12 protein-coding genes and 1 pseudogene are annotated in these 13,763 nt (G+C 61.8%); 4 read left to right on the forward strand and 9 right to left on the reverse strand.

Annotated features, from left to right (window positions below; genetic code table 11):
- From ACFQDM_RS12150 to ACFQDM_RS12165, 4 genes and pseudogenes are all read right to left on the reverse strand, one after another.
- Positions 1-217, reverse strand: a pseudogene (locus tag ACFQDM_RS12150) (DUF4105 domain-containing protein); the annotation flags it as partial.
- A gap of 61 nt (positions 218-278) precedes the next feature.
- Positions 279-1,424: an alpha/beta hydrolase gene (locus ACFQDM_RS12155; RefSeq protein ID WP_127898211.1), complete on the reverse strand. Its 1,146-nt coding sequence runs from the start codon at positions 1,422-1,424 to the stop codon at positions 279-281.
- A gap of 195 nt (positions 1,425-1,619) precedes the next feature.
- A complete protein-coding gene (locus ACFQDM_RS12160; protein ID WP_127898212.1) occupies positions 1,620-4,685 on the reverse strand; it encodes an efflux RND transporter permease subunit in 3,066 nt (1,021 codons plus the stop codon).
- Positions 4,682-5,782 (reverse strand): efflux RND transporter periplasmic adaptor subunit, encoded by a 1,101-nt coding sequence (locus tag ACFQDM_RS12165; RefSeq protein WP_164871408.1) that lies wholly within the window; start codon positions 5,780-5,782, stop codon positions 4,682-4,684. The genes ACFQDM_RS12160 and ACFQDM_RS12165 overlap by 4 nt, the downstream gene beginning before the upstream one ends.
- Before the next feature lie 610 nt (positions 5,783-6,392).
- Between ACFQDM_RS12165 and ACFQDM_RS12170 the strand changes: the two genes are divergently transcribed.
- Positions 6,393-7,010 carry a TetR/AcrR family transcriptional regulator gene (locus ACFQDM_RS12170; protein WP_127898214.1) on the forward strand — a complete coding sequence of 206 codons (618 nt, stop codon included), beginning with the start codon at positions 6,393-6,395 and terminating at the stop codon, positions 7,008-7,010.
- Between the two features lie 35 nt (positions 7,011-7,045).
- On the opposite strand, the gene ACFQDM_RS12175 is transcribed toward ACFQDM_RS12170, so the two are convergent.
- Together ACFQDM_RS12175 and ACFQDM_RS12180 are read right to left on the reverse strand one after the other, a co-directional pair.
- Positions 7,046-8,004 (reverse strand): IS630 family transposase gene (locus ACFQDM_RS12175; protein ID WP_127898215.1). Its coding sequence is split into 2 segments (ribosomal slippage): positions 7,046-7,660 and positions 7,663-8,004, totalling 957 coding nucleotides; the frame shifts between segments, so codons are not numbered across the junction.
- 308 nt (positions 8,005-8,312) lie between these two features.
- Positions 8,313-8,801 (reverse strand): GAF domain-containing protein, encoded by a 489-nt coding sequence (locus tag ACFQDM_RS12180; protein WP_377379477.1) that lies wholly within the window; start codon positions 8,799-8,801, stop codon positions 8,313-8,315.
- Positions 8,802-8,908: 107 nt separating this feature from the next.
- On the opposite strand from ACFQDM_RS12180, the gene tnpA reads away from it, so the two are divergent.
- The 3 genes from tnpA to tnpC are packed head-to-tail and all read left to right on the forward strand — an operon-like array spanning position 8,909 to position 11,307.
- Positions 8,909-9,277, forward strand: coding sequence for an IS66-like element accessory protein TnpA (tnpA, locus tag ACFQDM_RS12185; protein ID WP_377379419.1), 369 nt, complete (start codon positions 8,909-8,911; stop codon positions 9,275-9,277).
- The gene (tnpB, locus tag ACFQDM_RS12190; protein WP_377379421.1) at positions 9,274-9,621 is read left to right on the forward strand and encodes an IS66 family insertion sequence element accessory protein TnpB; all 348 of its coding nucleotides are present in this window, start codon (positions 9,274-9,276) and stop codon (positions 9,619-9,621) included. The genes tnpA and tnpB overlap by 4 nt, the downstream gene beginning before the upstream one ends.
- Positions 9,622-9,681: 60 nt before the next feature.
- Positions 9,682-11,307 (forward strand): IS66 family transposase, encoded by a 1,626-nt coding sequence (gene tnpC, locus ACFQDM_RS12195; RefSeq protein WP_377379423.1) that lies wholly within the window; start codon positions 9,682-9,684, stop codon positions 11,305-11,307.
- 1,074 nt (positions 11,308-12,381) lie between these two features.
- Here tnpC and ACFQDM_RS12200 read toward each other — a convergent pair.
- The 3 genes from ACFQDM_RS12200 to ACFQDM_RS12210 form a co-directional block, all read right to left on the reverse strand.
- Positions 12,382-12,984, reverse strand: coding sequence for an SCO family protein (locus ACFQDM_RS12200; RefSeq protein ID WP_046001730.1), 603 nt, complete (start codon positions 12,982-12,984; stop codon positions 12,382-12,384).
- Positions 12,981-13,454 carry a copper chaperone PCu(A)C gene (locus ACFQDM_RS12205; protein ID WP_046001731.1) on the reverse strand — a complete coding sequence of 158 codons (474 nt, stop codon included), beginning with the start codon at positions 13,452-13,454 and terminating at the stop codon, positions 12,981-12,983. The genes ACFQDM_RS12200 and ACFQDM_RS12205 overlap by 4 nt, the downstream gene beginning before the upstream one ends.
- A gap of 5 nt (positions 13,455-13,459) precedes the next feature.
- On the reverse strand, positions 13,460-13,763 hold a 304-nt coding region (locus tag ACFQDM_RS12210; protein ID WP_377379425.1), incomplete at its 5' end, for an SCO family protein.

Consider the following 13,763-nt stretch of genomic DNA (forward strand, 5'->3'; position numbering starts at 1 on the left):
AGTCCCGATCGCCCGAGGGCCGGATCGTCAGCCACCATCCCAAAGCCACGGCGACGAGGGGCAGCAGCACCGCCCGGCTCGCGCCGCGTCGCCCGGCGGCCCGAAGCGCCAGAATGGCAAGGGCCGTCACGCCGACGGCAAGGATCCAGAACCAGCGCGCGAATCCATCCAGCTGATACCTCAGGGCCAGCCCCACCAGGGCTGCGGCGATCAGCACGACAAGCGTGAAGGCAGCCCCGGCAAGCCACCGTCGTCCACGCCGGGTCTGCGGGATGGTCCTACTCACCCGCCAAAGCCTCGCCCACGATCGAGAATGGGCTGGAAAGGGTGGCGCCGACCGTGTTGAATACAAAGGCCCCTGTGCGGCGAAGACTAGGGCCAGGGCCGTCTCCTCCCTCCCGCCCCCGATTGGCGTAGAAGGAGGCCAGCCTGACGTACCGGTCATGGTTCAGGCCGTCCGAAGCCTCGAGGCTGGAGATGTCGATGATCGCCAAGCGAGCCTCTCGCGCGGCCTGCTGCACGGCCGGGTCGGTGATGTCCAGCGCGCCGACGCGCATGCGGGTGCGGCTCAGCCGGTTGCTGACGCGCAGGGCTTGGTCATCGGGCGAGACCAGCACTGCCATCGGCTGCGTCATCGGGCCGAGGACCTGCATCTGCGCGCGGAACACATCGACGTCGATATCGGGCGCCGCAAGCACGACGGTCAGGCGGTCAAGGATGTCATTTTGCCCCGACAGGCGCAGCTGGCGCAACGCCTCGACCGTCAGCCAGCCGCCCATCGAGTGGGCAAAGACGGTGATCGTGCCGATGCGCTGGTCCCGCGCCAGCGCCGCCAGCAGATCGGCCAGCGCATCGCGCGAATAGGTAACGGATTCCTTGTCGGCCACATAGCCCGCAATGGCAGCCTGAGAAGGCCAGGCGAACAGGATCGGAGTGTTGTCCAGATCGGCATCGACCGTCATTTGGGTCAGCCGGTACAGCGCCTCGGGAAAGTTGTAGTTATAGCCGTGCACGAAGATGAGCACGTCCTTTCTGCTGTCTTGCGATGCGGCGACCTTTTGCAGGAAGCCCTGCCGGGTCAGGATGCTTTGCCCGACCGTGGCAAAGCTGGTCTGCGGGTCGATCTCTTCGTCCGGCCATTCGATCACGCCTGGCTGATGGTTGGGCGGCACCGAGATATCGAAGGACGAGTAGTTCGGCTGGCTGGCACGCCCCGAGGTGAAGACATTAGCGTTCTCAGCCGCCCGCTCACGGGTCGTGGCGGCATAGATGGTGACGGTCTGCGCGCCGGGAACGCGCGCCTCGATCGTTCGCAGAACCTCAGGACCGGGTCTGGCAGCGCACCCGCCAAGGAACAGGGTGATGGCCATAATCAAAAGGCAGGATGCCCTGTTCGCGTGCAAGCACCCTTGAGCGTTGGTCATTCCAGTTCTCCCATTATCCATTGTTCCAGCCGCCGCTGGCTGTCTATCAAACACGTCCCGCAGGCCGTTACCGCTGATCTGCACCCGATTTGCGGGACGCGCATTGCTGCCGGAGTCTGCTAGCGCCACGAAGCCTCTCAGCAGGTGCTGTCATGGGTGACCTGAAGGCAGCCCCATTCGCCGCAAGGCCGCGCATCATCCGCTTGCCCCGACCGGATTAGCACTCCCGCCTTCCTCCATTTTTCTTTCCTTGCTAAACAACACGTAATAGAGGACCGGCGCGGCGATCAGGGTCAGGATAGTTGCGAAGGCCAGACCGCCCATGATGGTCACCGACATCGAGGCAAAGAATGGATCCCACAACAGCGGAGCCATCCCCAGGATTGTGGTGACCGCCGCCAGCACGACCGGGCGCAGCCTTGATGTCGATGCTTCAATGATCGCCTTTCGGAAGGGCATGCCCTCTGCCCGAACCAGATCGATCTCCTCGACCAATACGATGCCGTTCTTCAGCAACATCCCCGACAGTGACAGCAGCCCCAGAAGCGCGGTGAAGGAGAATGGCAGGCCGGTGATGAGAAGACCGATCACCACTCCGTTGACGGCCATGGGCACCAGAAGCCACACGATCAGCGGCTGGCGCAGCTTGCCAAACAAAAGGATCGAGATCAGCACCATGATCAGAAGTGAAGCCGGCAATTGCTGGCCCAGACTGCGTTGCGCGTCGGTGCTGTTTTCATATTCCCCTCCCCATTCGAGGACATAACTATCGGGCATGGTGATTGCCTCGACCGGGGCGCGGATGGTAGAAAAGACATCGGATGCATTGCCCCCTGTGGGGATCCCCGCCTCGACCGTGATCGTCGGAACCCGGTCGCGGCGCTGGATAAGGGTGTCGCGGGGCTCCCATCCAACGCGTTCGATCAGCTGCTCCATGCTGACGTAATCCTCGGCAGCCTCGGAATAGACGATCTGCTGGGCGAGATCGGGATTGGCGCCGCTGCCGCGCAGGCGGATCGGGATCTGCCTGTCGGCTTCCTGATAGATCGCGACGGGCAGGCCCTCGGTCGCCATCAGCGCGGCATCTGACAGATCGGCGCGCGAAATCCCGGCCGTCTGCGCGCGCTGCGTGGCATATTCTGGGATCAGCACGGGCTCGTATTCGCGCCAGTCAGTCCGGATATCAATCAATCCCGCATCCTGCCGGGTCAGCGTGGTGCTGACCAGATCGGCCAGCGCGCGCAGAACCTTTGGATCGGGCCCCGAAATCCGCGCCTGAATGGGCGCGCCGCCGCCGGGACCAAAGGCCAGACGTTCGGTCCGGAACTCGCCCTCAAGCAGCGTTTCGCGACCAAATTCGTTCAGATCCTCCAACAGCCGCGGGATCGTTTCGGTCGTGGCGGTACGGATGATCAGATGGCCATAGCTGGGCAGCGCCTCTTCTGGGGAATAGGTCAGCATGAAGCGCGTCGCCCCCGAGCCTACGAAGGTCGCGACCGACGTCACCTCGTCGCGCTGCAGCAACCATTCCTCGGCCTTGCGCATGTCGTCCGACACGCTGTGGATGTCGCTGCCCTGCGGCAGTTTGTAATGCGCATAAAAGACCGGCGTGCTGCTGTCGGGAAAGAACTGCTGGGGCACCGAGGCAAAGCCGCGAAAGCACAGCACGGTGATGACGATCATCGCCGCCAGAAACAGCCAGCGCGCCCTCAGCGCCCCACCCAGTACCGTGCGATAGGCCCGAAAGACTGGGCCATTGTAATCGCCACCCTCACCGTCGCCCTTGCCGCGCTTGAAGACGTAATGGGCCAGAAGCGGCGTGACGGTGAGCGCCAGTACCCAGGACAGCAGCAGCGAGATCCCCACCACCGCGAACAGCGAGAACATGAACTCGCCCGTCGCATCCGGCGACAGGCCGATGCCGGCAAAGGCCATGATGCCGATCACCGTCGCGCCCAGCAGCGGCAGCTGGACCCGCTTCGCGCCATCCTCGGCGGCGTCGCGGGACGAGCTGCCCGAGGCCATCTTGATCTGCATCGATTCGGCCAAGACAATCGAATTGTCGACCAGCATCCCCATCGCAATGATCAGCGCGCCAAGCGAGATCCGCTCCATTTCTATCCCGCCAAGCGACATGAAGAAGAACGTTCCGATCACGTTCAGAAACAGCGTCGATCCGATGACGACCGCCGACCGCCATCCCATAAAGAGCGCCAGCACCACCACCACCAGCGCCACCGACATCGCCAAATTGACCAGAAATGCGGACGAGGATTCGTCCACGACCAGATGTTGCTGATAAATGGGGTGGAGCTGCACGCCATGGGGCAGCTCCCGCAACAGTTCGGCTATCTTGGCATCGACGCGCATGCCGATATCGACGATGTTCTGCGACGACACACCCGCTATGCCAAGCGTGAACGCCTCTTGCCCGTCAAAGCGGATGATTTCGCGCGGGGTGGGAACGCGACCGCGTTCGACCGTGGCGATGTCGGTCATCTGAAATACCGAGGTTCCCACGTTCACGGTCAGCTCGCGCAGCGCATCGACGCTGTTGGTGCCGCGCGGCACGTCGATCCCGAAGCGGTTGCCGTCCGCCGCCAAAGACCCCGAGGGTGACACGGCTGCCGCCGCGCTGATCTGGTCGATCAAAGCGCCGGGCGGGACACCCAGATTGGATGCGATGGCCATGTCTGGCATGACATAGACCGCCTCTTCCGGCAAACCGGCGATGGCCACATTCGACACGCCCTCGACCGTTAGGATCTCGCGCCGCAGATAGGTCGAGATCTCGTGGATCTCGGCATCCGAAAACCCGGGCGCGGTCACCGCCATGAAGATCCCGAACACATCGCCGAAATCGTCGTTTACGACCGGCAGGTTCGCGCCTTCGGGCAATTGGGCACCGGCATCGGCCACGCGGTTGCGCAGCTCGTCCCAGACCTGCGGCAGCTCGGCCCCACTGACCGTAGACAGGATTTCGACATCGATGCGCGATGAGCCGGGCTTGTTCGACGAGGTCACCGTGTCCAGCGAGGCCATCTGCTGGATCGCGGATTCTAGGGGCTCGCTGACCTCGCGGGCGACCTGTTCCGCCGAGGCCCCGGGATAGGAGGTGATCACCACCGCCTGCTTGATGGTAAAGCTCGGGTCCTCCAGCCGGCCTACGGTCGCATACCCCCACAGGCCGCCCAGAAGGCAGCCGAGAATCAAAAGCCAAGTCAGAAGCGGCGCGTCGATCGCCTTACGTGCTAGGTTCATTGCGACGCCTCGGGCGTAGGACCATTGTCGTTGGACAGACCAGTAAAGCGGCCTACCCGCGTCCCGTCAGCCAGCATCGCCGCGCCCGAGGCGACGATGGTCACGCCCGGCTCGGGACCGTCCAGCATGTAAAACCTGGTGCCCCCGGCGGGTTCGATCGTGACGCTGCGACTGGCCAGCGTGCCGCGATCGGGGTCGGCGTCATCGGGGCGATAAACCAGCACCTGAGGGCGGCCATCGGGCGCATAGCGCAGCGCACTGGCCGGCAGCGTCACGACGCTGTCCGAGCCCGGGCGCTGGACGGTGACCTGAACCGTGGCCGAGGCCCCCGGCAACAGATTTTCGGGCTGATCCTCGCCGAACGCGAAGGCTACGCGATAGGTCTGGCCCGCTTCGGCAGCCTCGGCGGTCAGCTCGCGGTATTCCAATGGATAAAGAGGGCCGTCGACGACCATCTGCGCGCTGGCCTGAAACTCCAGCTGGCCGCCGAACTGGCGGAACAGGATTTCCGGCACCTGAATGTGAACCTGGATTTCGCTCATGTCATGTGCTCGAACGACGGGTTCGCCCGCCGCAACTGTCGCATATTGATCCGCCAGTCGCTGCGAGATGAGCGCGTCGAAGGGAGCTTGCATCGTGGCATAGTTCAGGCTGTCCAATGCATCCTCATAGGCCACCTGTGCCACGTCACGTGTGCTCTGGGCATTCTCGATTTCAGCTAGGGCTACGACGCCCGCCCCCAATTCACTGAGACGTGCCAACTGCCGTTCGGCCTGATTAAGCTGTACCTGCGCCTCATTCACGGCGCGTTCGAAGGGACCGCGATCAAGTCGTCCCAGAAGAGTGCCCGCTTCGACAAACTGGCCTTGTCGGATAGGCAGTTCCTCAATCTGGCCGCCCGCCCGAAAGGACAGATCAACGGTCGATCTGGCCGCGATTCGCCCGAAAAACCGCCGCTCGACGAAGTCGGCGGCCTCTTCCAGGACCATCAATTTGGCCGGGCGCAGGCTTTCGCCCGGATCGCCCACCTGTGCGAATGCTGGAGACAAAGACGCCAGAAGCGTCAGGGAAATGACCGCAGAGATATTGAATTTCATAAAAGTAGCCTTCGTGCATGGATCGTCGCCAGATGGCATGGCCGGTTTTGAACGGAAAATGTCACAGGAGCCTGCCCAGCTATGTGCCTAGTCAAGCGCAGCGTCTGGTGTTCGGAAAAAGTCGAAGCAGCGGGACGCAGTCGCGATATGTGGACCCAATCAAGGTGCTGCCAGGAAGACTCAACCTTTCCAATGCTCAGAGTTTCAGCTGTTTTTCCGGGGGCAACGCGACTCCTGCACAGATGAAGAGCCCTTGAACCAAAAGACGCCCCGTTGCTGGAACAGTCGAGAAATCTGCGCAGATGAAATCCCACAGGTGCAAACCGCACGTAGGTTGCATATAGAGCTTCGAATGCAAGCTCGGTTTATCCCATCAAGAGTTAGTGGCACCAAGGCATTAACAAAACGGTTTAACAGCTTTACGAGGCCCGCCCAACGGAGCTGTTGCTTCGATCTTGTCAGCCCGCTCCAGCGCCGCAAAGGCAAAAGAACGCGAAAATCCCTAGTTTTAAGCCGCTATCAGTCGGTGTTTCATTCTAGTCGTATCCTCGTTACTATCAGGAGCGCGGTGAAGATACGGCGCGTAACACAAGAATTGAGCACTGCATAGATGCACAGTGATTCCATCTCCGGGAAATCCGGCTACCATCACGGAAATTTGAGGGTGGCGTTGATCGAAGCGACCGATGGCATCATCCGCGACCGCGGGATCGAGGGCCTCTCGCTGCGCGAGGCTGCACGGCGTGCAGGTGTATCAATCGGTGCACCCGCGCACCACTTCGGTTCCACCTCGGGGCTGCTGACAGAGGTGGCTCTGCTAGGCTATGATAGCCTTGGCGCGTCGCTGAACGCGGTCATACCGACTGATGACCCTATTGCCGATCTGCGGCAAATGGCGATTGCTTATGTCAGCTTCGCGCTGGCCCATGCTGGGCGGTTCCGGCTGATGTTCCGACCTGATCTCGTCGATCGCGACAACCCCCGCTATGTGGCGGCTGCCACCCGTGCGTTGTCAGGTTTTGCAGCCGCGATCACGCGTCAAAAAGGCGCTGTGGAAGACAATATGGCCGAGATTTTCGTGGTTTGGTCGTCGATCCATGGCATGGCGAACTTGGTCGTAGACGGAAAAGCACAGTATCTATTTGCGGGCGCAACGCCGGAGCAATTTGTAGAAACGATCATGCCGAAGCTTTTGGCTGAAACCTGGCCGTTTGGCATGGCCCATTAACTGAGATGGTTCGTATTGCTTAAAGCGTTTCTGTATTAACCTGATACATACCCTGCCGCGTGGAAGTAGTTCCAGCACTCCTGGGGTGAGAACATGCTGCAGATGTCACCAAGGGCTTTGAACAGGTCATCGAAGGTTCGTGCGCCCATTTTGCGGAGATGCGCCTTCAGCTTCGAGAAAGCCTGCTCGATGGGGTTCAGGTCGGGTGAATAGGGCGGCAGATACAGGAACCAACACTTGGCGTCACGGATGGCTTCGGCGGCCTCGACGTTGCGATGAGTGGCCAGGTTGTCGAGGATGACGACCGTGCCGGGCGTCAGTTCCGGGGTCAGGACATCGCGGACATAGGTCGCAAAGGCGGAGCCATCCATCGCGCCTTTGATCACCCAGGGCGCAATGAGCCCCTCCGACGTGAGGCCTGCGATGAAGGTCTGTGTGCCCCAGCCACCGAAAGGCGCGTCCATCCGCAACCGCTGGCCGCGGCAGGCGCGCCCTCGCAGTCGGGTCAGGTTCGTCTTCACGGAGGTTTCGTCAATGAACACCAGCCGTTCGGGCTGGCGACGCATAAAGGGAATGCGCCGCTCCTGCCACTCGTGCCGGGCTTGTTTTACACGGGCGCGGTGCTGTTCGGAGGCCACCAACGATTTTTTTTATAGGTGAAACCAAGCCGCTTGAGCAGAGCCGCAATCGAGGAGTGATGAACCTTCACGCCCTCGGCCATGGCCAGCGCATCGCGCAATTCATAGAGCGTGATATCCGGATCCTGGGCGACCAGCTCTTCAAAAAAGGCCTGATGCGGCGCAAGCTTTCCGCGCCCGCGTGGCCGCCCCTGCGGCGCGGGCACTGCATCCCCGTGCTGCCGAATTGCCCGGGCCCAACGAGACCCCGTCGCAGGCGAGAGCATCAATCGCGCCGCGGCAGCTCGCCCACTCAAACCCTCTTCGAGACAAGCCTTGAACCGCGCACGCAGCGCATTCGGTAAAGGTGCTGACATGATCCATCCTCCTAGAAAGGATGAATCACAAGCAGACCCCTATGAAAATCCCATGATTCCGGGTTTTGCAGAAACGCTCTAAGGACAACGCGACACCTACCGATGCTTCGGATGCGAAGATCTGATTTGGTGCCTCGCCCGCCGGGTCTTGCCGCTGCGGGCGGAGCAATATGATGACCAAACTGCCGCGTTCCCACCTCCAAGGACCCTTCCCTACTTTGGTCAGGTCACCCCGTCCCAGATCAGGCCTGGCATGGCGGTTTGCTATGCCCCCTGAGCACTAAACCGTATGGAACTGGAACTATCGGTTAACTTTCCTTGTCAGTGGCACGATCCGGTGCTCCGAACAGCCGTGTCCCCACACCCACAGACTCTGCCAGCACCATGGTCAGATCTTCCTGCCCAAGATCGGGCCTTGCATGGCGGCTGAGAAAACAGAACATTCCAAAGACGCTGCCATCGGCCCGCCTGACCGGCACGGACAGATGGCTGCCGATCGGGATCATCTGCGTGATCGGCAAATCAGTCGCTATGGCGTGCTGACTGGTATCGGTGATCAAGCTGGGCAGACCGCCATCCAGGATGTGTTTGCAGTAGACTTCCCTCAGATCCATGCTCTGGCTCGGGCGGATCATCGCCTCGAGGCCAGGGGCACTGACCGCTCGAAATACCGCCCGTTCCTGTACGAATTCGGAGAGATAGGCGACTTCCATCCCCAGTGTCTCGCGCACGGTATCAAGTGCATTTTGAATTGCAGCACTATCGGCCGGGCTGGCGGAGAGAGCGGACTGTGGGATGGACTCTTGGTAACCGCCCGATTGAGGCCGCCTGCCTGACGGCGGGGTTCCGAGCTAAGACACGAGCATAACGACGTCCTTAACGACGTGTCTTATTAGGAGGGGCCATGCTGGGCGAGGTTCTGGGCGTTGAGCGGCGCCGGCGGTGGAGCGAAGACGAGAAGCTCGAGATCCTGTCGGAGGTCGGTGTCGGCGGTGCGTCGGTGACGCAGGTGGCGCAGCGGCACGAGATCACACGCTCCCAGATCTACGGCTGGCGGCGTGATCTGAAGAAGAAGGGGCTGTGGTCGCCGGATCGCGGGGCCGTTTTCCTGCCGGTGGATTTCAGCGCGGCGCCGACGCCAGCGAGCGTCCCCGCGCCGGCGCGATCCGTCATGGTCGAGCTGCGGCTGAGCAACGGGCGCTGCCTGAGGTTCGACAGCGGCATGGATGGAGAGGCGCTGACCCGATTGATCCGGGCTGTGGAGGCGGCATGATCGGACCGGGAACGGGTGTTCGGGTCTACTTGGCCTGCGGAACCACCGACATGCGCAAGGGGATTGCCGGTTTGGCCGCGCTTGCCCAGGACGTCCTGCGCCAAAACCCGGCGTGCGGCGCTGTCTTCGCGTTCCGTGGACGCCGGGGAGATCGGCTGAAGCTTCTCTACTGGGACGGCCAGGGCTTCTGCCTCTACTACAAGGTTCTGGAACGGGGGCGCTTCCCGTGGCCCGCCGCCGGAGGCGGCGCCGCGAGGCTGACCTCGGCGCAGCTGGCGATGCTCTGGGAAGGCATCGACTGGCGCCGTCCGGATTGGGGAGCGCCTCCCGCTCGGGTGAGCTGAAACTTCGCCTAAACGCCTTGTTTTACTGGTCATTAGTCGTGCGCAATGGTAGGGTCTCGCATGTCCGAGATCTCCTCCCTTCCGCCGGATGATCCTGCCGAGTTGCGCGCGATGATCGCCGCGCTCGAGACCGAGAACGCGGCCATGCGGGCGGAGACGACACGGCTTACGGCCGTCCTGAAGGCGCACGAAGCCCTCGTCCAAGCCCTCCAGATCCGGATCGCCAAGCTCCAGCGCCAGAAGTTCGGTGCAAGCTCGGAGAAGATCGAACGCGAGATCGAACAACTCGAGCTGGCCCTCGAGGCGCTGGAGGTCGCGGCTTCCGCCGCCCGGGAGCCCGAGGAGGAGCCGAAGGCAGAGCCCGCAGTCGCGGAACCTGCTTCCATGCGGCGCAAACCGAAGGTCTCGGAGGCAACGCCCCGCGAGCGCATTGTGCTCGATCCCGGCGATGCCTGTCCCGCTTGCGGAGGCGAGCTGCGGCTCGTCGGTGAAGATATGAGCGAGATCCTCGAACTGATCAGCGCACGGCTGAAGGTGATCGAGACGGCGCGCCCGAAGAAGTCCTGCCGGAGATGCGAGAAGATCACCCAGACCCCGGCGCCTGCACGGCCGATCCCGCGCAGCATGGCGGGACCGGGCCTTCTGGCGCACATCCTCGTCTCCAAGTTCGACGATCATCTCCCCTTGTATCGACAGAACGAGATCTTCGCCCGCATGGGCGCGGAGATCCCAGCCTCGACGCTCGTCGACTGGTGCGGCCAAGGCGTGCGGGTGCTCTCTCCGCTGGTGACGCGGATCAGGGCTGACGTGATGACCGCCGACCGCCTTCATGCCGACGACACCCCGGTGCGAGTGCTCGACCGTTCCAAGCGGCTCGAGGGACTGGGAAAGGGCGTGAAGGAGGGCCGGATCTGGACTTACCTCCGGGATGACCGGCCCTGGGGCGGGACAGCGCCGCCCGGTGTCGCCTACTTCTTCTCACCGGACCGGAAGAGTGTGCATCCGCACCGCCATCTGGCCGAGTTCCGCGGCATCCTTCAGGCGGACGCCTATACGGGCTTCAAGGCGCTCTACGAGCCCGATGCCACCGGCGCGGTGCGCATCCGGGAGGCCGCCTGCTGGGCACACCTGCGCCGGGACTTCCACGATGTCTGGACCGGCACCAAGTCGGAGATCGCCCGGGAGGCGCTGGATCGCATCGGCGCGCTCTACGACATCGAACGCGAGATCACCGGCTGCTCCGCCGAAGAGCGGCGACGCGTCAGGCAGACCCGCACGCGCCCGCTGGCGGAGGACTTCAAGGCGTGGTCGGAGGCCCAGCTCGGCCGGGTCTCCGGCAAGAGCGCACTGGCCAAAGCCTTCCGCTACGCGCGCCGCCGCTGGCCCTCCTTCACGTTATTCCTGGAGGACGGCCGCGTGGCCATCGACAACAACCCGGCCGAGCGTGCGATCAAGCCCGTGGTGATTGGTCGGAAGAATTGGCTCTTCGCCGGGGCCGATGCCGGGGGTGAAACCCTCGCGGAAGCCATGACGATCATCGAAAGCGCGAAGCTCAGCGGCCACGACCCCGAAGCCTATCTGGCAGACATCCTGGCCCGCATCGGCGACCACAAAATCAACCGCCTCGACGAGCTGCTGCCGTGGAACTGGGTGCCGCAATCCAAAGAGGCGAAGGCCGTCGCTTGAGCTGTGGTCCTTACCGGCCGGTTACGACTCTTGTGGCATGGCGATCCTCAAGATGAGTGTTACAAGTCCATCATATGTGAAGCGCGCAACTTCATCGTACGCAAAGCATGACGCATTCTATGTATCAAAAGACACGTCGCCACGGGGGCGTATTGCGACGGATAACAAGTTTCAGGCAGCAATCTTGCGTCCCGCCATCACGCCCAAGTGCAATGCTTCATCACAGAGACATGATGAACAGGATGTGTCTGGCAGTGTCAGGCCGCCGATAAGGGGCGTAGAGGCATAGCAGATCGTCTGTTCGCATAGGGGCTCGACAGCCTTCTTCCGAAATTTGCTGAGCCCGCACTGCCAATGGGTAATTGGAATTGGCTCAGGACAGCGACCAACTCGTTGGAGTACTGCCGAAGAGTACCGGCCGTTGTAGTCTTCTGCTCTGCTACGGCGGCTTTGTGATGGGTCACGTGATCAAGGAGGGTCACGCCGGCACTGATCTCCTCCAGACCGATGAGCAACTCCCCGGAAATAGCAAAGTGACGAAAGCTACGATCTGACGCCTGCTGGTCTTCAAGGACGAGGATATCGGAACAGCTGACTGTCAGCATGGCGCCAGTTGTGGCCGGTTTTGTCGTGTGGCGGAGCTGACCCGCGACTGTTTCTACCCTGCGCGTGCAGTCGGGCTGGCGCTTGTGGCCCGCGTCGTGGCAGGGCGCACCGGTGGCAGCGTAGATCTCCTGTTCGAAGGTAGCGTCACTAAGCGTCAAATGATCGCCAATAAAGGCTAAACCCTCAGCAGAGACTTCTGGCTGCGTTGCTCACGCGGCCAGTGCAAGGGCCCCTGCGTAAGACAGGGTCAGGCTAAGCCTTTTTATCCCGCCTCAGAAGATGTTTCACCAGCGCCATAATGGCCAGCGTAAGTACCACCACCACGAGCAGCATGAACAGCCCGCATGCCAGCATCATCGTTCCCATTCCTGGACCCTCCATCATTCCCATGCACTCACTAGCTGCAGTAAAAGGCGATGCCCCACTCGCGGAATGCCTTACGCTGACACAATCGGATTTTGCGTTTTTCTATTTAATGATACGAGTTATTTTCGGGACCGCATAACGAGGGTCCTCATGATAGTCGATGATGTTGGCAAAACGACCATCGGCATCAAACAAGAACACGCCTGCAGTGTGATCCATTGTATAATCACCCTCCTCTGCGGGCACCTTTCTGTATGTGGCCCGAAATCCCTCCGCAGCCGCCTCAATCTGGGGCAGGGGGCCCGTCAGCCCCGTTATGCGGGGATCGAAATTAGACAGGTAGTCGTCGAGCACTTCCGGTGTGTCACGTTCCGGATCCACTGAAATCAGAACCGTATTCATCTGGTCCGCTTGGGGCCCGAGGGCCTCAAGCCAGCCGGAGATGTCACTGAGCGTGGTGGGGCAAATATCCGGACACCAGGTGAAACCGAAGAACACCATTGTCGGGCGACCCAGCCAGTCCTGTGGCTCGACCGTTTTTCCATTCTGATCCATCAGCGTGAATGACATGCGATCGATCGAGAGGGGCAGAACGCCCGCAGCGTCCTGTGCCCGATCACGCGTTTGCCACCAGCCAACAGACAGCATGAACACCACCGCAGCCCCCGCCATGGCAACACCGCGCAGCAGGGTTGCCGATCTCATTCGTCGGGTGATGTGCAGGTCGGCTCGCTCGCGCCGATATTCTGGACGGTGACGGGAATGGTCACCTCACCGGCATCGCGAAACGTCAGTGTCACAGGGAATGTCTCGCCCTCTTCCAGAACTTGGGTCAAATCCATCAGCATGGCGTGATAGCCCCCTGGTTCCAGCGCGACCTGACCCCCTGCGGGGACCGGAACCTCCATCGCATGGGGCATCGAGGCGATCCCGTCGGTCATGACCGTCTGGTGCAGCATGGGCATATCTGCTGCAGGTGTGGTGATGGACATCAATGCATCATCTGCCGTGCCGGAATTTCGGATGGTCAGATAGACCACGCCGGGCCGCGCTGTGCCAATGGAGGCACGGGACCAGGCCCGAGAGACCTCCAACGGACCGGTTGTCACGGTTTCGCAGGCCAGGGCAGGGCCCGCGGCGGCGATCAGGGCGAGGGTGGTAAAGATGCGTTTCATGTGGGTCACAATCTGGCTTGAAGGTCGGCGACGATTTCGGATGCGGGCGTGCCGTAGGTGAACTGGCCAAGCCAGTCTCCCTCGGGGCTGATCAGGTAAAGGCCAGGGCTGTGGGACATGGCATACCCATCAAGAGCCTCCAAATTGGCTTCGCGCTCGTAATAGATGCGAAAACTGTCCGCCGCAGCGCGGGTTTGTGCCGCATCTCCGGCAAGGCCCAGGATTGAGGGATGAAACGCCTCGGTATACTCGGCAAGACCCATTTCCCGGTCGCGCTCGGGGTCGATCGAGATGAACAGTGGCTGCACC

Source organism: Ponticaulis profundi (assembly GCF_042659465.1).
In the GTDB taxonomy this organism is placed as follows: Bacteria; Pseudomonadota; Alphaproteobacteria; order Caulobacterales; family Hyphomonadaceae; genus Ponticaulis; species Ponticaulis profundi.

Excerpts from the sequence above, each read along its gene's own strand:
- tnpA (WP_377379419.1), top strand. The coding sequence starts at position 8,909 with ATGCTGGGCGAGGTTCTGGGCGTTGAGCGGCGCCGGCGGTGGAGCGAA.
- ACFQDM_RS12165 (WP_164871408.1), bottom strand. The coding sequence starts at position 5,782 with ATGAAATTCAATATCTCTGCGGTCATTTCCCTGACGCTTCTGGCGTCT.
- ACFQDM_RS12205 (WP_046001731.1), bottom strand. The coding sequence starts at position 13,454 with ATGAAACGCATCTTTACCACCCTCGCCCTGATCGCCGCCGCGGGCCCT.
- tnpC (WP_377379423.1), top strand. The coding sequence starts at position 9,682 with ATGTCCGAGATCTCCTCCCTTCCGCCGGATGATCCTGCCGAGTTGCGC.
- ACFQDM_RS12200 (WP_046001730.1), bottom strand. The coding sequence starts at position 12,984 with ATGAGATCGGCAACCCTGCTGCGCGGTGTTGCCATGGCGGGGGCTGCG.
- ACFQDM_RS12160 (WP_127898212.1), bottom strand. The coding sequence starts at position 4,685 with ATGAACCTAGCACGTAAGGCGATCGACGCGCCGCTTCTGACTTGGCTT.
- ACFQDM_RS12170 (WP_127898214.1), top strand. The coding sequence starts at position 6,393 with ATGCACAGTGATTCCATCTCCGGGAAATCCGGCTACCATCACGGAAAT.
- tnpB (WP_377379421.1), top strand. The coding sequence starts at position 9,274 with ATGATCGGACCGGGAACGGGTGTTCGGGTCTACTTGGCCTGCGGAACC.
- ACFQDM_RS12155 (WP_127898211.1), bottom strand. The coding sequence starts at position 1,424 with ATGACCAACGCTCAAGGGTGCTTGCACGCGAACAGGGCATCCTGCCTT.